Origin of the sequence: Pseudoduganella sp. R-31, from assembly GCF_049913235.1 — a bacterium.
GTDB lineage: Bacteria > Pseudomonadota > Gammaproteobacteria > Burkholderiales > Burkholderiaceae_D > Rugamonas.
Genome location: NZ_CP183986.1, coordinates 2,622,742 through 2,642,110, shown reverse-complemented (window position 1 = coordinate 2,642,110; position 19,369 = coordinate 2,622,742). Strand labels below are relative to the sequence as shown.

Below are 19,369 nucleotides of genomic sequence, written 5' to 3'. Positions count from 1 at the left end.
GTCCTACGTAGTTATACGGACGGCGTTTGCGTAGTGGTGCGCTTGTGACAGATATTCAATTCCTGAATACTGGCCATTCATCCTTGGAGGAGACCCCGATGAATCCCGTTATGAAGAAACTTGGCTGGGCAGCGATGTCGGTGCTCGGTGCCGGCGCCCTGGGCGTGATTGCCCTCAAGCGCGGCGAACCTGTCAGCGCCATCTGGCTGGTGATTGCAGCCGTTTGCGTGTACCTGATCGCGTACCGCTTCTACAGCCTGTTTATTGCCAAAAACGTCATGGGCCTGGAGGCCAACCGCCTGACCCCGGCCCATAAGCACAACGATGGCCTGGACTACGTGCCAACCAATAAGAACGTTCTGTTCGGCCACCACTTCGCCGCGATTGCCGGCGCCGGCCCGCTGGTCGGCCCCGTGCTGGCGGCGCAGATGGGCTACCTGCCCGGCATGCTGTGGATCCTGGCCGGCGTGGTGTTCGCCGGCGCGGTGCAGGACTTCATGGTGCTGTTCATTTCCACCCGCCGCGATGGCCGCTCGCTCGGCGACCTGATCAAGTCCGAACTGGGCCCGATCCCGGGCAATATCGCGCTGCTGGGCACCTTCATGATCATGGTGATCATCCTGGCCGTGCTGGCGCTGATCGTGGTGAAGGCGCTGGCGCACTCGCCATGGGGCTCCTTCACCGTGATGGCGACCATCCCGATTGCGCTGTTCATGGGCGTCTACTCCCGCTATATCCGCGTCGGCCGCGTCGGCGAAGTGTCGCTGATCGGCTTCGTGCTGCTGATGCTGGCCATCTTCGGCGGCCAGTGGGTGCAGGAAAACCCTGCCCTCGCGCCGATGTTCACCTTCTCCGGCACTGAACTGACCTGGATGCTGATCGGCTATGGCTTCATCGCTTCCGTGCTGCCGGTGTGGCTGCTGCTGGCGCCGCGCGACTACCTGTCCACCTTCCTGAAGATTGGCACCATTGTCGGCCTGGCGCTGGGCATCCTGATCGTGGCGCCGATGCTGCAGATGCCGTCGATTACCAAGTTCATCGACGGCACCGGCCCTGTATGGTCCGGCAACCTGTTCCCCTTCCTGTTCATCACCATCGCCTGCGGCGCCGTGTCCGGCTTCCACGCGCTGATCTCCTCCGGCACCACGCCGAAGATGATCGAGAACGAAACCCACGCCCGCTTCATCGGCTACGGTGCGATGCTGATGGAATCCTTCGTCGCCATCATGGCGCTGGTGGCCGCTTCGACCATCGAGCCAGGCGTGTACTTCGCGATGAACAGCCCGGCCGCACTGCTCGGCACCACCGCCGAATCTGCAGCGCAGGCGATTTCCCAATGGGGCTTCTACGTCACGCCTGAAATGCTGACGCAGACCGCCAAGGACGTGGGCGAATCCACCATCATCTCCCGCGCCGGCGGCGCACCGACCCTGGCGGTGGGCATGGCGCACATCCTGTCCAACGTGGTGGGCGGCAAGGCCATGATGGCGTTCTGGTACCACTTCGCCATCCTGTTCGAAGCCCTGTTCATCCTGACCGCTGTCGATGCGGGCACCCGCGCCGGCCGCTTCATGCTGCAGGACTTGCTGGGCTCCTTCGCACCGTCGCTGAAACGCACCGACTCCGTGTTCGCCAGCCTGCTGGCCACCGGCCTGTGCGTGGCTGCCTGGGGTTACTTCCTGTACCAGGGCGTGGTCGATCCGCTGGGCGGCATCAACACCCTGTGGCCGCTGTTCGGCATCGCCAACCAGATGCTGGCCGCGATTGCGCTGATCCTGGCGACCTGCGTGCTGTTCAAGATGAAGCGCGCCAAATACGCCTGGGTCACCATCCTGCCGACCATCTGGCTGCTGCTGTGCACCCTGACCGCCGGCTGGCAGAAGATCTTCGACGCCAATCCGAAGATCGGCTTCATGGCCCACGCCGCGAAATACCAGGCGGCCCTGACGGACGGCAAAGTGCTGGCCCCGGCCAAGTCGATCGAGCAGATGCAGCAGGTCATCTTCAACGACTACCTCGATGCAGGCCTGGCAGCCTTCTTCATGATCGTCGTGGTCAGCGTACTGGTATTTGGCGTGCGCACCGCGCTGGCTGCCTGGAACGCCAGCCGCCCGACCCACAACGAAGCCCCGGCCCAATACGCCGCCGCGGCCAAGTAAAGCCATGCTCGGAGAAATCGTCAAGGCAGGCCGCTACCTCGGACAGAGCATGCGGCTGATGTGCGGCCTGCCGGAATACGACACCTACGTCGCCCATCGCGAGACCACCCACCCGGGTGAGCCCGTGATGAGCTACGAGGAATTCTTCCGCGAACGCCAGGAAGCGCGCTACGGCGGCGCCGGCAAGCGGGGTGGCTGCTGCTAGTAACTGGAAGTTAGAGCCAGATCAAAGTGTCGAAATTCTTAGCATTTATTCTTTGCCCGATGGAATCGTCCTTCGGCGGCGAAAATGCTCAATTTCGAACGGTCCGGCCTAAGCCAGAAACTGACCATCATCTCGGTGCTCACCACCGGCAGCGCCCTGCTGCTGGTGTTCGTGGCATTCGCCGTCGCGTCCATCCTTTCCCACACCAGCGAGGAGCGCAAGCAGCTAACCTCGCTGGCTGATGTCATCGGCGCCAACAGCGTCTCTTCCCTGCTTTATGCCGACCGGCCGACTGCCGAACAGGCCTTGGCCGCGCTGGCGGTCAAGAGCGACATCACGCGCGCCGCCCTGTTCGACCGGGACGGCAGGCTGTTTGCCTCCTACCCTGCCCAGCGCGAACCGGCGCCCATTGCGCTGGATGCGCCGCGCTTGCGGCAACTGGCGTCGGGCGAACTGGCCGAGCGTGACGGGCCGCCGTGGGCGCCGCTGCTGCGGCTTTACCGGCCGGTGCGGGTGCGCCAGCATGTGATCGGGGCGGTGATGATCGAGGCCGGCCAGGCTTCGCTGTGGCTTGGCATCCTGCGCAACCTTGGCATTACGGCGGCGGCCACCGTTTCCTCCTTCGGGCTGGCCCTGGTGCTGTCGGCGCGCTTTCGCGAAGGCATTGCGGCGCCCATTGCGCAGCTGATCGCGGCGGCGGACAAGGTGAGCAGCAGCCAGACCTACGCCCAGGTGCAGCACCAGCGCAGCGATGAACTGGGCACGCTGATCGACAGCTTCAACGGCATGCTGGCGCAGATCGAGAGCCGCGACACCAAGCTGGCGCAGTACCGCGGCGAACTGGAACGCCAGGTCAGCATCCGCACTGCGCAACTGGAAAAAGCCAAGGATTCGGCGGAAGCGGCCAGCCAGGCCAAGAGCGCGTTCCTGGCCAATATGTCGCACGAAATCCGCACGCCGATGAACGGGGTGCTGGGCATGGCCGAGCTGCTGGCGGCGACCGAGCTGACCGAGACCCAGCGCCACTACACCAGCATGGTGCGTCGCTCGGGAGAGCACCTGCTGGTGATCATCAACGACATCCTCGACTTTTCCAAGGTTGAAGCGGGCAAGCTGACCGTCGAATACATCAACTTCAACCTGCGCGAACTCCTTGACGATATCGAGAACGTATTTGCGCCGCAGGCCCAGGCCAAGGGCATCGAGATGGAGTTTGCTGTGGCGAACAATATTCCGCTGGCGATCTGCGGCGACCCAAACCGGCTGCGGCAGGTGATCGTCAACCTGCTGGGCAACGCGGTCAAGTTCACCGACCAGGGACGGATCAAGGTGGCGGTTCGCGTGGCGGAGGAAGACGCGCAATCGGCGCGCCTGCGCATAGAAGTGCAAGATACCGGCATCGGCGTTTCACGCGAGGCGCGGGCCCACATTTTCGACTCGTTCTCGCAGGGCGATGGCTCGACTACCCGCAAGCATGGCGGTACCGGGCTGGGATTGGCGATTTCCAAGCAGCTGGTGGAGTTGATGGGAGGCTCGATCGGCGTCGACAACGCGCTGGGACGCGGTTCGGTGTTCTGGTTCACCGTGCAATTCGACAAGCGGCGCGTGGACGCGGATGATGCAGGCTTCCAGCAAAAACCGACCAAGGGCTTGCGCGCGCTGGTGGTCGATCGCCAGGCCGAGAGCGCGCTGGCGCTCCAGCGCCTGCTGGGCCGCTGGCACTTGCAGGGGCATTGCGCACCAAGCGCCGCCGATGCCTTGCGCGAGCTGCACGCGGCGGCCGCACGGGGGACGCCCTACGACGTGGCGCTGCTTGACATGGGGCTGGACGATATCGGCGGGCTGGCGCTGGCGGCCGAGATCAAGGCCGATCCCGACATTTCGGGCATCCGCCTGATCTTGCTGGCCTCCGAGCGCAATGCAGCGGACCAGGTGCAGCGCCGTGCCGCCGGCGTGGCGTTCCAGCTTATCAAGCCGGTGCGCGAGCCGGACCTGTACGACTGCATCGTGACGCCGGTGCGGGCCAATGAAGGCGTGGGCGCTGCTGCGCACGGCGGCGCATCGCAGTCCCAGGCCTCGCTGCGTCCTCGCCTCGGCCAACGCCCGCGCGCCCTGCTGGCGGAAGATAATCCCGTCAATGTGGAAGTGGCGTCGGCCATGCTGCGCGGCCTGGGCATGGAAGTGGCCTGCGCTGCCAACGGCGAGGAGGCGCTGGCGGCCGTGCGGGCGGGCGACTACGACCTGGTGCTGATGGACTGCATGATGCCGGTGATGGACGGCATGGCCGCCACCGCCGAAATCCGCCGGCTGGAGCAGCAGCGCGGCCGCGCACGCGCCACGCCTATCGTCGCCATCACCGCCAACGCCCTGCAAGGGGACCGTGAACGCTGCCTTGCGGCGGGGATGGACGATTACATCAGCAAGCCGTTCTCGCAACAGGCCCTGGCCGATACGCTTGGCCGGTGGATCGCCCTGCCCCGCCCGGCGCCTGCCGCATTGCCGGCCACGGCCCCGGACAGCCGCGCCTCCGCCAGCGCGCTATCCGTAGCTCTCGCAGTGCGCGCCGCGTCCGGCCAGGCACCACCAGCAAGCGCCGTCGGCAACCACAAGGCGCACGCCCCGCCCCCAGCCGAGCCAGCCGATGCAAGCCATGTGCGCCCCCCCCTGCAAGCCATGCCCGCAGCCATCAACCCGCTCGCGCTTGACGCCATCCGCGCCCTCAGCGCAGGGCAAGGAGAGGCATTGCTGCAGCGCGTGCTGGCCACCTTCCTGCAAGACACGCCCCGCCAGCTCGCAGCCCTGCACGAAGCGGTCGCAGAAAGCGACCCAAACACCATCCGCAAGACCGCCCACAGCCTGAAATCGAGCAGCGCCAACGTCGGCGCCGATACGCTGGCCCGGCTGTTCCGCGACCTGGAACAGCTTGCCCGCACCGGCCAGACCGATGGTGCGGCAGACCTGATAGCGCAACTGGAGCGCGAATTCCAGTCAGTCCGGCATTCGCTCAGCCTCATTCTGCCGAAGGGAGCATGAAATCATGGCAGCGCTCTATTCACCCAAACGCGGCACCGTGCTGGTGGCGGACGACGATCCCGTCATGCGCCTGTTGATGCTTGAAATGCTGGCCCAGGTCGGGCTCGACGCCGTGGAAGCGAGCGATGGCCGTGCCGCCATCGCCAGCTTCCGCGACAACGCGCCAGACCTGGTGCTGCTCGACGTCGACATGCCGCTGCTCGACGGCTTTTCCGTCTGCCGCGCCATCCGCAAGCTGGAAAGCTCATCGCACGTTCCCGTCATCATGGTCACCGGCGGCGACGACCTGGGCGCAGTCACGCAAGCCTATGAAGCCGGCGCCACCGACTTCGTCTCCAAGCCGATCAACTGGCCCATCCTCGGGCACCGCGTGCTCTATGTGCTGCGCGCCAGCGATGCCATCGCCCGCCTGCGCATTGCCGACGCCCACAACCGCGCCGTGCTGGCCGCGATCCCCGACACCTTCTTCCGCCTCAGCGCCGACGGCTACTACCTCGATTACGAAGAAGGCCATGAGCCTGGAGCCGATTTCGCCAGCCGCGAATGCGTGGGGCGCCACATCCGCGACGTGCTGCCCGCCCCGATCGCAAGCCGCATGCTGGATCAACTGTCGGCCGTGCTGCATTCCACTTCCGTGCACTCGGTCGATTACGAATTGACGCGCGACGGCGTCAGCCACCACTTTGAAGCGCGTTTGGTCGGCACAGCCTCGGGCGAGGTCCTCGGCCTGGTGCGCGACATCAGCGAGCGCAAACGCACCGAAGAACAGATCCGCAAGCTGGCCTATTGCGATAGCCTGACCGGCATCCCGAATCGCCAGGCATTCCTCGAGACGCTGGAGCGCGAGCTGGAGCGCTCGCAGCGCGAACAGCGCAAGTTCGCCATCCTGTTCATGGACCTGGACTCCTTCAAGCGCATCAACGATACGCTGGGCCATAATGTCGGCGACCTGCTGCTGCAGATCGTCACCGAGCGCCTGCGCGAAACCATACGCCCCAGCGACCACTTGAGCAGCCTGGCCCGCCTGGGCGGCGATGAATTCACGATCCTGCTGCCCGATATCGAGCGCGTGGACGACGCCCTGGCCGTCGCCCATCGCGTGAAGGACGCCATGCGCCGCCCCTTCAACCTGGACGGCCATGAAATCTTCGTCACCGCCAGTATCGGCATTTCGCTCTACCCGGAAGACGGCGAAGACTGCACCTCGCTGCTCAAGTTCGCCGACACCGCCATGTACCACGCCAAGAACTGCGGCAAGAACAACGCCAAGCTATACAGCTCCTCGCTCACGATGCAGATCATGAGCCACGTCAAGCTGGAGGTGGGCTTGCGCAAGGCCTTGCAGAACAACGAGCTTTACCTGCTGTACCAACCCCAGGTCGACGTGCCCACCACGCGCATCGTCGGCGTGGAAGCGCTGATACGCTGGCGCCATCCGGAACACGGCATCATCCCGCCCACGGAGTTCATTCCGCTGGCGGAGGAGACTGGCCTGATCGTGCCGATCGGCGAATGGGTGTTGCGCACAGCCTGCTGGCAGGCCCGCGCCTGGCAGCGCGAATGCGATCGTCCTGTCCGCATGGCAGTCAACCTCTCCGCGCGCCAGTTCAAGGATGAAAACCTGGCGCAGATCGTGCTGGCGGTATTGCAGGATACCGGGCTCGATCCGGGCCTGCTGGAGCTGGAGCTGACCGAGGGCACATTGATGGACAACGCCCTCGCCACGCTGGCCACGCTGGAACAGTTGCGCGGCATCGGCGTATTCCTGTCGATCGACGATTTCGGCACCGGCTATTCGTCCATGAGCTACCTGAAACGTTTCGACGTGCGCGCCTTGAAGATCGACAAGAGCTTCATCAGCGGACTGCCGCAGGACAGCGAAAACGCCGCCATCACGCGCGCCATCATCGCCATGGCGCACGGCCTGAAGATGATCGTGGTGGCCGAAGGCGTCGAAACGCCCGAACAGCTCGACCTGCTGAAGCACTACGGTTGCGACATGGCCCAGGGTTACCTGCTCGGCCGCCCCGCCCCGCAGGAAGCCATCAGCCAGATGCTGGTCGCATGCCCGACGGGCATCGCGTCAACTTGACAGCGGCGATCAGGTACTGCGGCGGTCCAGCATCGCGCGGGCGATGGTGCCGGCGTCGACGTATTCGAGCTCGCCGCCAACGGGCACGCCGCGCGCCAGGCGCGTCACGGCCAGGCCGCGGGCTTTCAGCATTTCGCTGATGTAGTGGGCGGTGGCCTCGCCTTCGTTGGTGAAGTTGGTCGCCAGCACCACTTCCTCCACCACGCCGTCGGCGGCGCGCGCCAGCAGCTTTTCGAGGTGGATGTCCTTCGGGCCGATGCCGTCCAGCGGCGACAGGCGGCCCATCAGGACAAAGTACAGGCCCTTGTAGGTCAGCGTGGATTCAATCATCGCCTGGTCGGCCGGCGTTTCGACCACGCATAGCTGGCGCTTGTCGCGCGACTCGTCGGCGCAGGTGTCGCAGATCTCGGTTTCGGTGAAGGTATTGCACAGCGCGCAGTGGTGCACCTGCTCCACCGCCTGGTACAGAGCGCGCGACAGCATCGCCGCGCCTTCGCGGTCGTGCTGCAGCAGGTGGAAGGCCATGCGCTGGGCCGACTTGGGGCCGACACCAGGCAGGCGGCGCAGCGCCTCCGTCAGGAATTCAAAGGACTTCGCCATTGGATCAGGATTGCTTGAACGCGCTCAGGAAGTCGGCCGTCTTGGTCGGCACGAATTCGGTGATCGTGTAGCTGGCTGCTCCCGCTTCGTTGAACGGGTCCAGCTCGATCACCGCTTCGATATCGGCCCGGCTATCGGCCGTGGCAAGGATGATGCCGCCCGTGCGCGGCACCAGGCGTCCAGACATCAGGAACATGCCGTTGGCATATTGCTCGCGCAGGTACTCGCTGTGCGCGGCGAGGAGCTTGTCGATCTCCTCGGCCGGTTTAAGGTACGTGAGCGTGATGATGAACATGATGTTGGTTTAGAAAGGCATCTTGAAGCCGGGTGGCAGCGGCAGGCCGGCGGTCAGGCCGCTCATTTTTTCCGAAGCGGTGGCTTCGGCCTTGCGCACGGCGTCGTTGAAGGCGGCGGCTACCAGGTCTTCCAGCATGTCCTTGTCGTCGCCCAGCAGCGATGGGTCGATCGACACGCGCTTCACGTCGTTCTTGCAGGTCATGACGACCTTCACCATGCCGGCGCCGGCCTGGCCTTCAACTTCGATCAGGGCCAGCGCTTCTTGCGCCTTCTTCATGTTGTCCTGCATGGCTTGCGCTTGCTTCATCAGGCCGGCCAGTTGGTTCTTCATCATGGTGTGGTTCTCCGTATTTCGGTGTTGAGTATTGGGTTTAGTGCGCTGGCGTCATCGGCGCCACGATCGAGCCGGGGACGACGAAGGCGCCGAAGTCGCGCACCATGGCTTTGATAAATGGATCGGCGGCTACGGCTTCTTCAGCGGCTCGCTGGCAATTGTCGCGGTGCACCTGGGCTTCGACGCTGGTGGTGTACCAGGCCTTGCCGATTTCGGTCTCGACCCGTGCGGCGCGGCCGAAGCGTTCGGTCAGGGCGGAGGTCAGTTTTTCCACGTTGGCCGGGGTGGCCCAGGTTTCGATCGGGCAGCGGATGCGGAACACGGCCATATTGCCGTCAAAGGCACAGCTTACCAGTTCGGCCTGGGTTGCCAGCTGCTGCGCCACGCCGCGCAGCGGCAGGTGGGCGGCCAGCGCTGGCCAGTTGCCGTCCCAGCCCAATTCAGGAACCGGGGTAATGACATATTCATATGGCGCCTGGGCCGGCGCGGCGGCGCGTTGCTGCGGCGCTGCCTGCGCCATGCCGGAAATGTGGTCGGCGCCGGCCGGCACTGCGGAGTCTTCGGAGAAGTCGGTGACCCAGGGCGGGAGCTCGTCTTCATCCGCCGGCTGCTGCACTGGAGGAGCGCGGCGCTGCTGCACTTGCTGCGGGGCTTCCATCACGGCGGCGGCACCGTCGTGGTCGTCCCAAGGAGCGCTGGCTTGCATCGCCGGGGCGTCTTCCCACGGCGCCGGTGCCCGGGGTGCCGATGGCGCGGCAGGAGGCTGGGCGGCCGGTGCCGGCGACATCGCTGCGCGCGGCGCGGAGGCTGGCGCTGCAGGCGGCGATGCTGGCGCGTCGGCTTGCGGCGCTGCCGGACGTGCTGGCGCCGGCGCGCGCTGGCCGGTACGGGCAGCGGCTGCGGCGCGCGCGGCTTCCAATGCCGCCGTGATAGCCATCTTGGCTGGGCTCATCGGGCGGCTGCCGGCGGCAGGCGCTGGCTGCGGCGCAGGCGCTGCAGCCGGGGCAGGTGCAGCAGCAGGCTGCGGTGCTGCCACGGCTGCTGGCGCGGGCTGCGCAGGGGCTGCAGCGGCAGCAGTTTGCGACGTGGCGACTGGCGCAGGAGCGGATGCGTTGGCAAGCTGCGAACCGCTTGGCTGCGCTGGTGCGGCTTGCGCGGCGACAGCCGGGGCACTGGCCGGAACGCTGCTCAGGTGCGAGGCACTGGCAGCGTTTGCAGCCGCTGCGGCAGCGGGTGCGACTTGCTGGACCGGCGGCGCTGGCGGCACGGCCGCAGCCGGGGCGGCGCTGGCCGGTGCGGGTTGGCCAACCGGAACACTCATGCGATCCGCCGTTGCTGCCGATGCGGCCATGGCGGCTGCAGCAGCCGCACGGGCCGGATTCGCACCGGCTGGACGAGCCGCTACCGGGGCGCCGCCCGGTTGGCCATCTGCCCCGCCGATGCCGGGCCGAAAGGCAAGCATGCGTAACAGGGTCATGGAGAAGCCGGCATATTCATCCGGCGCCAGCCCCAACTCATTCCGCCCGTGCACGGCGATCTGGTAATACAACTGCACTTCCTCCGCATCGAACAGGGAAGCCAGGCGCACGATATCGCTATATTCAGGCAGGTCCGCCGGCACGGCGGAAGGCACGGTCTGCGCCAGCGCAATCCGGTGCAGCAAAGTGCCCAGGTCCTGCAAGGCGCCGTTGTATGACAGCGAACGCGTCGCCATCTCGTCGGCCACCGCCATCAAATCCGCGCCATCCTTATTGGCCAGTGCGTCCAGCAGGCGCACCAGATAGGACTGGTCCAAAGCGCCCAGCATGCCCTGCACCGCATCCAGCGTGACAGCGCCGGCGGCGTAGGCAATCGCCTGGTCGGTCAGCGACAAGGCATCGCGCATCGAGCCGTGCGCGCCCTGCGCCAGCAAGCGCAAGGCCGGCTGTTCGAACACCACATTTTCCTGGCCCAGGATATTTTCCAGGTGGCCGACGATATGCCCCGGCGGCATCTGCTTCAGATTGAACTGCAGGCAGCGCGACAGCACGGTGACAGGAATCTTTTGCGGATCGGTGGTCGCCAGGATGAACTTGATGTGCTCAGGCGGTTCCTCCAACGTCTTCAGCATCGCATTGAAAGCGTGGTTGGTCAGCATGTGCACCTCGTCGATCATATAGACCTTGAAGCGTGCATTGGACGGCGCGTACACCGCCTGCTCCAGCAACTGCGCCATTTCATCGACGCCGCGGTTGGATGCTGCATCCATCTCGACGTAGTCGACAAAGCGTCCGCCGTCGATCGCGGTACAAGCCTCGCACACGCCGCACGGGGTAGCCGTGATCCCGCCATTGCCGTCCGGGCCGACGCAATTGAGCGACTTGGCCAGGATACGGGACAGCGTCGTCTTGCCGACACCGCGCGTCCCGGTAAACAGGTAGGCGTGGTGCAGGCGACCGGTATGCAACGCGTGGGTCAGTGCACGGACAACGTGCTCCTGGCCGACGAGCGTTTCAAAGTTCCGGGGACGGTATTTGCGAGCGAGGACTTGATAGGACATGAACGGAATTTTACCGTAGTTAGCAAGCACTGCGGACAACATTAGACGTTTGGCCAGGCTTCGCCCGGACTTTGTCTTCTTACAACCTCACCACCATGAGAAAGCTGCTGCTGACTGCCCTGCTGGCCTGCACCGGCACCGGCACCGCCCACGCTGAAGTCTGTGCTGCTGAAGGAAAATCAGAATGAAAAAAGCTGCCATTGGCAGCTTTTTAAGAATTCAAGGAGGCGAGCCTGATCTGCGGCACTTGCGGTGAACAGCTTTGGCTGCTTCGTTCCCGACCTGACCAGGTTAACCGTGCCACAATGCGCAGGGGCCCGCCCGGCGGCAATTATAGGCTATAAACCTAGCTGCTGCCAAATATCATCCACACGGGCTTTCACATCGGGCGTCATGGCGATCGTGGTGCCCCATTCCCGGCTGGTTTCACCCGGCCATTTATTGGTAGCGTCGATGCCCATCTTGCTGCCCAGGCCACTGACCGGCGAGGCAAAGTCCAGGTAATCGATCGGCGTATTGTCGACCAGCGTGGTGTCGCGGGTCGGGTCGACGCGGGTTGTTATCGCCCAGATCACTTCCTTCCAGTCGCGGATGTTCACGTCCTCGTCCACCACGATAATGAACTTGGTATACATGAACTGGCGCAGGAAGCTCCACACGCCGAACATGACTCGCTTGGCGTGGCCCGCGTACTGTTTGCGGATCTGCACCACCGCCATGCGGTAGCTGCAGCCTTCCGGAGGCAAGTAAAAGTCGGTGATCTCGCTGAACTGCTTCTGCAGCAACGGCACGAACACTTCGTTCAGCGCCACGCCCAGCACAGCCGGTTCGTCCGGCGGCTTGCCTGTATAAGTGGAGTGGTAGATCGGGTCGCGCCGCATGGTGATGCGGTCGATGGTAAAGACCGGGAACCAGTCCTGCTCGTTGTAATAGCCGGTGTGGTCGCCATACGGGCCTTCCAGGCCATGCTCGAAGCCCGACGGATGCTTCTCGTCCGGGTAGATATGCCCTTCCAGCACGATCTCGGCCGAAGCAGGCACGCGCAACTCGCTGCCGATCGCCTTTACCAGTTCGGTGCGGCTGCCGCGCAGCAAGCCCGCAAACTGATATTCCGACAAGCTGTCCGGCACTGGCGTGACGGCGCCGAGGATGGTTGCAGGATCGGCGCCCAACGCCACGCAGACCGGATATGGCTGGCCCGGATGCTTGATGCAGTGCTCGCGAAAGTCCAGCGCGCCGCCGCGATGCGCCAGCCAGCGCATGATGACCTTGTTACGCCCCAAGACCTGCTGGCGGTAGATGCCGAGGTTCTGGCGCTTCTTGTTCGGCCCCTTGGTAATCACAAGGCCCCATGTAATAAGGGGCGCCACGTCGCCTGGCCAGCAATGCTGGATCGGCAGGCGGGCCAGGTCTACGTCATTGCCTTCCCAGACAATCTCCTGGCATGGCGCACCGCGCATTTCCTTCGGCGACATGTCCCATACTGCTTTTACCAGCGAGCCCAGGCCCATCAAGTCCTTGAAGCCCTTTGGCGGCTCGGGTTCTTTCAACTGTGCCAGCACATGCCCGATCTTGCGCAGTTCGCCGACTTCGTCCGCTCCCATGCCCAGGGCCACGCGGCGCGGGGTGCCGAACAGGTTGCCCAGCACCGGCATGTCGAAACCGGCCGGTTTCTCGAACAGGATGGCCGGTCCGCCGGCACGCAGGGTGCGGTCGCAAATTTCCGTCATCTCGAGGTGTGGCGAAACAGGCAAGCTTGTGCGCTTAAGTTCGCCCATTGCTTGCAGTTGGGAAATAAAATCCCGGAGATCGCGATATTTCATACTTTTTTACGATTTTTTTGCTCCCGACGGGCCGTCTGAGCACTTTTGGTCAAGCCGTTGATTTTATTGGTTTTTGTCAATGTGTTCACGAGAAAATCATACTCAAAAGTAATAAAGAACGACGGTGTTAGTATTGACTAGATATAATACCCCTCCTACAATTTGACCTACCTGATGAGGACATGGCCTTTATGCCAACTAAGTTGTCACTCATTACATTCACGGAGTATCCGGGCTCCACAGACATTTTAAGGAGTGTTTTTCACGAGGCGTCTGCCTCCCTCCCGGAAAAAGTTGTGTTGCAACTGGCCCCATAGACCCGCCAGCTTTAGCAAACAATGATGGCGTCCAGTCCCGTGCGACCTGTGCGGCGGTGGACGAAGATAACACTGATGTAACGACTATGGCACGTCGAATTGACCGCGTTTTAGCGCGGCGGGGACGCGTTTTGACTCTTACATTTCAGGGGAGTTCTGAATGAACAATCGATTCAATGGGTTGCTTGATAGCGCCCGCCTGTGGGCTCGCCAGCCCGCCGCGTGGATTTCCACGCAGAGCATTTCGGCACGCGGTCTGCTGACCGCCGCTCAGTCTCTGCTGAGCCTCCTGGGTATCGCTGCATTGGTCATGGCTTGCGCCATGGTTGCCCGTCCTGAACTGGCGACCGATCTGGCCCAGGCCCTGCGCGGCGCGCCGCCAGCGCCTCAGCAAGTCGTCGTGGCGCCTCCGCTGTCCGAACTGATGGAAGCGCCTGCAGTGCGTCCGGCCGGCCTGGTCATCGCCACTGCCGAAGCGCAGCTTGCCGCCGAGGACAAAGACCTGGTGGGCTCCAAGAAGCAGCAGGATGCCGTTACCAACTGGCTCTCCAAGCGTTACCGCGTGGCTGGCGATGCGACCAATATGCTGGTCTCTACCGCCTACCTTACCGCTCGCGAAATCAAGCTGGATCCGCTGCTGATCCTGGCCGTGATGGCAATCGAGTCGGGCCTGAATCCGTTCGCGGAAAGCCCGATGGGGGCGCAAGGCCTGATGCAGGTGATGTCCAAGGTCCACACCGACAAATTCCAGGACATGGGCGGCGTGCAGGCTGCGCTGAACCCGGTCGCCAACATCCGCGTCGGCGCCCTGATCCTGAAGGATTACGTGGCCAAGGGCGGTTCCGTTGAAGCGGGCCTGAAATCCTACGTCGGCGCAGCCGCCTTCGAAACCGATGACGGCTATGGTTCGCGCGTGCTGGCGGAATACTCGCGCCTGAAGCAAGTCTCCGCCGGCAAGAAAGTGCCTTACATTACCCCGCCGCAGCAGGTCGCGTCCTCCGCCCCTGCCCCGGCAAAGCCGAAAGAAGCCCCGACCACCGTGGCCCAGGCTGACAAGCCGATCAGCGCAGACCAGCTGGCCGGCCTGTAATCGACCACCTGCCGCGCACGAAGCCACCCTCGGGTGGCTTTTTTATTATGCGCGGCGCAGAATGGAGGCATGTCGACCGCAAACCACTTGCTCATCTCCGAGCGGGCCTTGCAGCAAACCGTGGGCTGGATCGCCTTCCTGATGCCGGTCAGCGTGCGCCTGCTCGCCTTCCTCTCGCCGGACCAGGTCTGGACCACCAACTCCATCAGTGCCTATTACTACAGCAGTGCGCGCGACATCTTCGTCGGCGCCCTGGTGGTGGGCGGAGTGGTCATGGCGTTCTTCGATACCGGCCACCGGCGCGACCGCTGGTTTTCCATCCTGGCCGGAGCGTCGGCCATCGGCATCGCCCTTTTCCCCATGAAAATCTCGATCGGCGTCCTCAGGTCACCCGACACCATCCTGCCCGACGACGAGAGCAAGCTGGTGGCAGCCCTGCTGCACGCCCCGCATGGCCCGCTGGGCTACCACTTCATCTTCGTTGCCGCCTTTTTCGTACTGACGTTTTACCTGGTGACGTTCCGCTTCCGCGCCAATACGCCTTCCCTGCCGACGCAACAGAAATGCACGCGCAACAAGGTCTACATTGCCTGCGGCGCCCTGATGACGGTGGCATTCGCGTGGATAGCGATCCTGGAACTGAACGGACAGCAGCAATCGATCTTCTGGCCGGAGACCCTTGCGGTCATGGCCTTTTCGGCCGCATGGCTGGTGAAGGGACAACTGGTGCTGAAAGACGGGCCCGCGGCCACTGCCGCAGGCACCGGGGGAAGGGATTAGCGCTTCTTGTCTGCCGCGACTTCGTCGCCGCGCAGTTGGGCCGCCAGCTTGTCCAGCACGCCGTTCACGTATTTATGGCCATCGATACCGCCAAAGGACTTGGTCAGCTCTACCGCTTCGTTGATCACGACGCGATATGGAATCTCAACGTGGTTCTTCAGCTCATATGCGCCAATCAACAGCACCGCGTGCTCGATCGGGGACAGTTCGCCAATGCCGCGATCGACCAGCGGCGTGAACACTTCACGCAGCTCGACCGATTGCTTGATGGTGCCGCGCAGCAGGTCGGCAAAGTACTCGCCGTCCGCCTTGTCGAAGCCATGGGCGCCGCGGATGTTGTTGACGACCTTGGTCGCGTCTTCGTTGTTCAGCAGCCACTGGTACAGGCCCTGCAGCGCGAACTCGCGCGCGCGATGGCGCGGCGTGCGGTTCTTGCTCGGGTTGGCGTGCGTCATTTTGTCAGTCATGTTCTTACCTTCTTGTTGAATTACTCGTCGTCGCCCAGGTCCTGGTGCAGTTCTTCCAGGGCGATCGACAGGTTGGCCATTTCGACGGCACAGCGGGCAGCCTCGGCGCCTTTGACAGCCATGCGGACTTCCGCCTGCTCGTCATTCTCGGTGGTCAGGATGGCGTTGGCGATTGGGATGCTGTAGTCCAGGCCCACGCGGGTCACGCCTGCGCCGGACTCATTGGACACCAGTTCGAAATGGTAGGTTTCGCCGCGGATGACGGCGCCCAGCGCGATCAGGGCGTCGAACTGGTTGGATTCGGCCATCTTCTGCAGCACCAGCGGGATTTCCAGCGCGCCCGGAACAGTCACGTGCAGGATGTCTTCATCTTCCACGCCCAGGTTCTTCAGCTCCTGCAGGCAAGCGGACAGCAGGCCATGGCAAACGTCTTCGTTGAAGCGCGCTTGCACGATGCCGATGCGCAGGTTTTCGCCGGACAGGTTGGTTTCGTAGGTTGCTACGGTCATGGTGGTCCTCTTTTCTGGATTTCGGTTAAGCCGCGCTTCAGGCGGCAGGTTTGGCCATGTAGCCGGTGACTTCAAGGTTAAAGCCGGTCATCGAAGGCATCTTGCGCGGGCTGGCCAGCAACTGCATCTTGTGCACGCCTACATCGCGCAGGATTTGCGCGCCAATGCCGTAGCTGCGCAGGTCCATGCTGGCGGCGCGGCCGGTTGGGCGCACGTTCTTGTCCAGCGCTTCCAGCTGGCCGAACAGTTGCTCCGCAGTCTCGCCGCAGTTCAGCAGCACCATCACCCCCTGCTCCGCCGCCTTGATCGCCTTCATCGAGGACGACACGTTCCAGGAGTGCGTGGTGGCTTCGGTTTCCAGCAGGTCCAGGATCGATACCGGCTGGTGCACGCGCACCAGCGATTCCTTGCCAGGCGCCATATCGCCATGCACCAGCGCCAGGTGGGCCGAGCCGCTCGGTTTGTCGCGGAAAGCGATCATGCGGAAGTCGCCGTGCGCAGTGCGCAGCGGACGTTCGGCAATGCGCTCCACCATGCATTCATTCTGGCTGCGATAGTGGATCAGATCCGCGATGGTGCCGATCTTCAGGCCATGTTCCTTGGCGAATTCCAGCAGTTCCGGCAGGCGCGCCATGGTGCCATCATCCTTGATGATCTCGCAGATCACGGAAGCCGGCATCAGGCCAGCCATCGCGGTCAGGTCGCAGCCGGCTTCGGTATGGCCAGCGCGCATCAGCACGCCGCCCGGCACCGCGCGCAGCGGGAAGATGTGGCCCGGCTGCACGATGTCGCTTGGCTTGGCACCCTTGGCCACGGCCACCTGGATGGTCTTGGCGCGGTCCGCTGCCGAGATACCGGTGGTGACGCCTTCCGCCGCTTCGATCGACACGGTGAAGTTGGTGCCGAACGAAGTGCCGTTCTTGGCCGTCATCATGGTCAGGTCGAGCTGGTTGCAATGCTCTTCGGTCAAAGTCAGGCACACCAGGCCGCGCGCGTGCTTGATCATGAAATTGATCGCTTCCGGCGTGACGTGCTCGGCGGCCAGCACCAGGTCGCCTTCGTTTTCACGGTCTTCTTCATCGACCAGGATCACCATGCGACCGGCGCGCAGTTCGGCGACGATTTCTTCGGTGCTGGAAATGGACATATTTTTTTCCTTTGATGTGAGGCACAGAGCGTTTCTTTGTTAACCCGCTATTTTAAAGGATTTGGCGCACTTCCGCCCCCTCGAGCGCCGCCATTAGGGGTTTTGGCCTAGACTGAATTGCTTTTCAACCCTGAAGGAGGCAGCGATGAAGACTAGCGGTTCGGCCGTCTGGACTGGCGGCATCAAGGATGGACGTGGAGCGATCAGCACGGCAAGCGGCGCACTGCAGGCGGCGCCATACGGCTTTTCCAGCCGTTTCGAAGGGAAACCGGGCACCAACCCCGAAGAATTGATCGGCGCGGCGCATGCCGGCTGCTTCACAATGGCCCTGTCGCTGATCCTGGGCGAGGCCGGGCTGACGGCCGAAAAGATGGAAACCAAGGCCGAAGTGACTCTGGATAAAGTGCCCGACGGCTTCTCGATTTCCGCCATCCACCTCGACCTGCAGGCGAAGATCCCCGGAGCCGACAAGGCCAAGTTCGAAGAACTTGCCAATAAAGCAAAGCTTGGCTGCCCCGTCTCCAAGCTCTTCAAAGCCAACATCACCCTCACCACCACCCTCCTGTAATCCCGCGCCCGTCGCTTAGCGAGGGTCAGACCCTTCGGGTCTGACCCTGGTTTACCGGTTTCCAAAAATTTCCCTTGAACTTTTTAATTGCGATCACTATTATCAAGTCATTCGATTACGACCGTCATCATTAACCCTCAAGGAAACCACCATGAACATCAAAGATTCCGTCGTATTCATCACTGGCGCCAACCGTGGCCTCGGCCAGCAACTGGCGAAAGCCGCCCTCGCCGCAGGCGCTAAGAAAGTCTACGGCGCCGCCCGCGACCCGAAATCGGTCACCCTGCCCGGCGTCACCCCGGTCCAGCTCGACGTGACCAACCACGACGAAATCGCCGCCGTCACCCGTGAATACAAAGATGTGAGTGTGCTGATCAATAACGCCGGCATCGTCCGCGCCGGCGGCATCCTGGCCGACAACTCCCTCGAACAGGCCCGCGCCGAAATGGAAACCAACGTAATCGGCCCTATGCTGCTGAGCAAAGGCTTCGCCCCAACGCTGAAAGCCAACGGCGGCGGCGCCATCGTCAACATCCTGTCCGTGCTGGCCTGGTACAGCCAGGGCCCGACCAATACCTACAGCATGTCGAAGTCGGCCGCCTGGGCACTGACCAACGGCCTGCGCATCGAACTGGCCGCACAAGGTACGCAGGTGGTCGGCGCCCACATGGGCTATATGGATACCGACATGACCGCCGGCTACGAAGTCGCGAAGATCAAGCCGGAAGAAGTGGCAGCGCAAATCTTTGCCGCTCTGGCCGAAGGCAAGGAAGAAGTACTGGCGGACGACCTGACCCGCCAGGTCAAGTTGGGCATCAACGCTGAACTGCCGGCCTACATCGCCGCCTCACGCGCAGCCGCTTGATTGCGACAAGGTGTAGCACTGCGCGCTACCCTTGCCCAGGGACTGCAAAAGAGTTTTCAAGACGAAGACTTTCGACCGCTGGGCCAGGAAAGTAGTTGGCGATGTCCTGCTTTGCATCGCTGCCTGTGAAATCGAGGCCGGCCTTTACGAAGCCGACCTCGGTCCTGGTTTGTGCAAGAAGCACATCGCAACTCATGGCCATGGCAAACGCGGTGCACTTCGCACCTTAGTCGCAAAGCGGCACAGCTCGACAGTCATATTTCTTCCCCGACGCAGTGGTATCGCAGCAAAATCAATTGCCGATACCTTCCATCGCCAAAGCCTGGCCCAGTTGGAGCGATTAGCAATGCTCGGGGAATGAGGGAGATTTCGTTGGCCGCGCTAATTGCCGCCAGTCTTGTCGTCGCCATCTGTCGCCTGGTCAAGGTGGCTCGCCCTTACGTGGGCAAATTGCCACGCATGTTCGAATCGCTCCTGGTTGCCATTCTGACCTGCGCACTGGCCTTCCTCCTGTCGCCGCAACACCCCCCCGTCAGCGTCTACA

General features: G+C 63.2%; 17 protein-coding genes and 1 other RNA gene. 9 read left to right on the top strand and 9 right to left on the bottom strand.

Annotated features, from left to right (window positions below; translation table 11 throughout):
• Positions 1-98 precede the first annotated feature (98 nt).
• The 4 genes from ACN9MY_RS12070 (at position 99) to ACN9MY_RS12055 (ending at position 7,489) form a co-directional block, all read left to right on the top strand.
• A complete protein-coding gene (locus ACN9MY_RS12070) occupies positions 99-2,159 on the top strand; it encodes a carbon starvation CstA family protein (protein ID WP_426337396.1) in 2,061 nt (686 codons plus the stop codon).
• Between the two features lie 4 nt (positions 2,160-2,163).
• On the top strand, positions 2,164-2,364 hold the full coding sequence (locus tag ACN9MY_RS12065; protein ID WP_130313223.1) for a YbdD/YjiX family protein: 201 nt from the start codon (positions 2,164-2,166) through the stop codon (positions 2,362-2,364).
• Positions 2,365-2,448: 84 nt separating this feature from the next.
• Positions 2,449-5,397 (top strand): response regulator, encoded by a 2,949-nt coding sequence (locus ACN9MY_RS12060; protein ID WP_426337395.1) that lies wholly within the window; start codon positions 2,449-2,451, stop codon positions 5,395-5,397.
• Between the two features lie 4 nt (positions 5,398-5,401).
• The gene (locus ACN9MY_RS12055; RefSeq protein ID WP_426322602.1) at positions 5,402-7,489 is read left to right on the top strand and encodes a putative bifunctional diguanylate cyclase/phosphodiesterase; all 2,088 of its coding nucleotides are present in this window, start codon (positions 5,402-5,404) and stop codon (positions 7,487-7,489) included.
• Between the two features lie 9 nt (positions 7,490-7,498).
• On the opposite strand, the gene recR is transcribed toward ACN9MY_RS12055, so the two are convergent.
• From recR to ubiD, 6 genes are all read right to left on the bottom strand, one after another.
• Positions 7,499-8,089, bottom strand: coding sequence for a recombination mediator RecR (gene recR / locus ACN9MY_RS12050; protein ID WP_426170911.1), 591 nt, complete (start codon positions 8,087-8,089; stop codon positions 7,499-7,501).
• A gap of 4 nt (positions 8,090-8,093) precedes the next feature.
• Positions 8,094-8,384 (bottom strand): YciI family protein, encoded by a 291-nt coding sequence (locus ACN9MY_RS12045; protein ID WP_426170909.1) that lies wholly within the window; start codon positions 8,382-8,384, stop codon positions 8,094-8,096.
• Positions 8,385-8,393: 9 nt separating this feature from the next.
• Complete coding sequence (locus ACN9MY_RS12040; RefSeq protein ID WP_130313213.1) at positions 8,394-8,720, bottom strand: YbaB/EbfC family nucleoid-associated protein; 327 nt, start codon at positions 8,718-8,720, stop codon at positions 8,394-8,396.
• 37 nt (positions 8,721-8,757) lie between these two features.
• On the bottom strand, positions 8,758-11,259 hold the full coding sequence (gene dnaX, locus ACN9MY_RS12035; protein WP_426322599.1) for a DNA polymerase III subunit gamma/tau: 2,502 nt from the start codon (positions 11,257-11,259) through the stop codon (positions 8,758-8,760).
• A gap of 223 nt (positions 11,260-11,482) precedes the next feature.
• Positions 11,483-11,581: signal recognition particle sRNA small type (ffs, locus tag ACN9MY_RS12030), an RNA gene on the bottom strand.
• Positions 11,582-11,597: 16 nt separating this feature from the next.
• A complete protein-coding gene (ubiD, locus tag ACN9MY_RS12025; protein WP_426170903.1) occupies positions 11,598-13,082 on the bottom strand; it encodes a 4-hydroxy-3-polyprenylbenzoate decarboxylase in 1,485 nt (494 codons plus the stop codon).
• 477 nt (positions 13,083-13,559) lie between these two features.
• On the opposite strand from ubiD, the gene ACN9MY_RS12020 reads away from it, so the two are divergent.
• Both ACN9MY_RS12020 and ACN9MY_RS12015 read left to right on the top strand, forming a co-directional pair.
• A complete protein-coding gene (locus ACN9MY_RS12020) occupies positions 13,560-14,489 on the top strand; it encodes a transglycosylase SLT domain-containing protein (protein WP_426170902.1) in 930 nt (309 codons plus the stop codon).
• 69 nt (positions 14,490-14,558) lie between these two features.
• Positions 14,559-15,269: a hypothetical protein gene (locus ACN9MY_RS12015; RefSeq protein ID WP_426322597.1), complete on the top strand. Its 711-nt coding sequence runs from the start codon at positions 14,559-14,561 to the stop codon at positions 15,267-15,269.
• On the opposite strand, the gene nusB is transcribed toward ACN9MY_RS12015, so the two are convergent.
• From nusB to ribBA, 3 genes are read right to left on the bottom strand one after another with little or no spacing between them, the layout of a single operon-like run.
• A complete protein-coding gene (nusB, locus tag ACN9MY_RS12010; protein WP_426170900.1) occupies positions 15,266-15,736 on the bottom strand; it encodes a transcription antitermination factor NusB in 471 nt (156 codons plus the stop codon). The two genes, ACN9MY_RS12015 and nusB, sit on opposite strands and share 4 nt — an antisense overlap.
• 20 nt (positions 15,737-15,756) lie before the next feature.
• The gene (ribH, locus tag ACN9MY_RS12005) at positions 15,757-16,245 is read right to left on the bottom strand and encodes a 6,7-dimethyl-8-ribityllumazine synthase (RefSeq protein ID WP_057263414.1); all 489 of its coding nucleotides are present in this window, start codon (positions 16,243-16,245) and stop codon (positions 15,757-15,759) included.
• Between the two features lie 37 nt (positions 16,246-16,282).
• Positions 16,283-17,392 carry a bifunctional 3,4-dihydroxy-2-butanone-4-phosphate synthase/GTP cyclohydrolase II gene (gene ribBA, locus ACN9MY_RS12000; protein ID WP_426170898.1) on the bottom strand — a complete coding sequence of 370 codons (1,110 nt, stop codon included), beginning with the start codon at positions 17,390-17,392 and terminating at the stop codon, positions 16,283-16,285.
• 145 nt (positions 17,393-17,537) lie between these two features.
• Between ribBA and ACN9MY_RS11995 the strand changes: the two genes are divergently transcribed.
• From ACN9MY_RS11995 to ACN9MY_RS11985, 3 genes are all read left to right on the top strand, one after another.
• A complete protein-coding gene (locus ACN9MY_RS11995; protein WP_426170896.1) occupies positions 17,538-17,960 on the top strand; it encodes an OsmC family protein in 423 nt (140 codons plus the stop codon).
• Between the two features lie 151 nt (positions 17,961-18,111).
• Positions 18,112-18,825, top strand: a complete 714-nt coding sequence (locus ACN9MY_RS11990; RefSeq protein ID WP_426170894.1) for an SDR family oxidoreductase — start codon at positions 18,112-18,114, stop codon at positions 18,823-18,825.
• 31 nt (positions 18,826-18,856) lie between these two features.
• Positions 18,857-19,186 carry a type II toxin-antitoxin system RelE/ParE family toxin gene (locus ACN9MY_RS11985; protein WP_426170892.1) on the top strand — a complete coding sequence of 110 codons (330 nt, stop codon included), beginning with the start codon at positions 18,857-18,859 and terminating at the stop codon, positions 19,184-19,186.
• Positions 19,187-19,369: the final 183 nt, after the last annotated feature.

Coding starts and splice junctions, on each gene's coding strand:
- ACN9MY_RS11995 (WP_426170896.1), top strand. CDS start 17,538: ATGAAGACTAGCGGTTCGGCCGTCTGGACTGGCGGCATCAAGGATGGA.
- ribH (WP_057263414.1), bottom strand. CDS start 16,245: ATGACCGTAGCAACCTACGAAACCAACCTGTCCGGCGAAAACCTGCGC.
- ribBA (WP_426170898.1), bottom strand. CDS start 17,392: ATGTCCATTTCCAGCACCGAAGAAATCGTCGCCGAACTGCGCGCCGGT.
- ACN9MY_RS11990 (WP_426170894.1), top strand. CDS start 18,112: ATGAACATCAAAGATTCCGTCGTATTCATCACTGGCGCCAACCGTGGC.
- ACN9MY_RS12055 (WP_426322602.1), top strand. CDS start 5,402: ATGGCAGCGCTCTATTCACCCAAACGCGGCACCGTGCTGGTGGCGGAC.
- ACN9MY_RS12045 (WP_426170909.1), bottom strand. CDS start 8,384: ATGTTCATCATCACGCTCACGTACCTTAAACCGGCCGAGGAGATCGAC.
- recR (WP_426170911.1), bottom strand. CDS start 8,089: ATGGCGAAGTCCTTTGAATTCCTGACGGAGGCGCTGCGCCGCCTGCCT.
- dnaX (WP_426322599.1), bottom strand. CDS start 11,259: ATGTCCTATCAAGTCCTCGCTCGCAAATACCGTCCCCGGAACTTTGAA.
- ACN9MY_RS12070 (WP_426337396.1), top strand. CDS start 99: ATGAATCCCGTTATGAAGAAACTTGGCTGGGCAGCGATGTCGGTGCTC.
- ACN9MY_RS12060 (WP_426337395.1), top strand. CDS start 2,449: ATGCTCAATTTCGAACGGTCCGGCCTAAGCCAGAAACTGACCATCATC.
- nusB (WP_426170900.1), bottom strand. CDS start 15,736: ATGACTGACAAAATGACGCACGCCAACCCGAGCAAGAACCGCACGCCG.
- ACN9MY_RS12020 (WP_426170902.1), top strand. CDS start 13,560: ATGAACAATCGATTCAATGGGTTGCTTGATAGCGCCCGCCTGTGGGCT.
- ACN9MY_RS12015 (WP_426322597.1), top strand. CDS start 14,559: ATGTCGACCGCAAACCACTTGCTCATCTCCGAGCGGGCCTTGCAGCAA.
- ubiD (WP_426170903.1), bottom strand. CDS start 13,082: ATGAAATATCGCGATCTCCGGGATTTTATTTCCCAACTGCAAGCAATG.
- ACN9MY_RS12040 (WP_130313213.1), bottom strand. CDS start 8,720: ATGATGAAGAACCAACTGGCCGGCCTGATGAAGCAAGCGCAAGCCATG.
- ACN9MY_RS12065 (WP_130313223.1), top strand. CDS start 2,164: ATGCTCGGAGAAATCGTCAAGGCAGGCCGCTACCTCGGACAGAGCATG.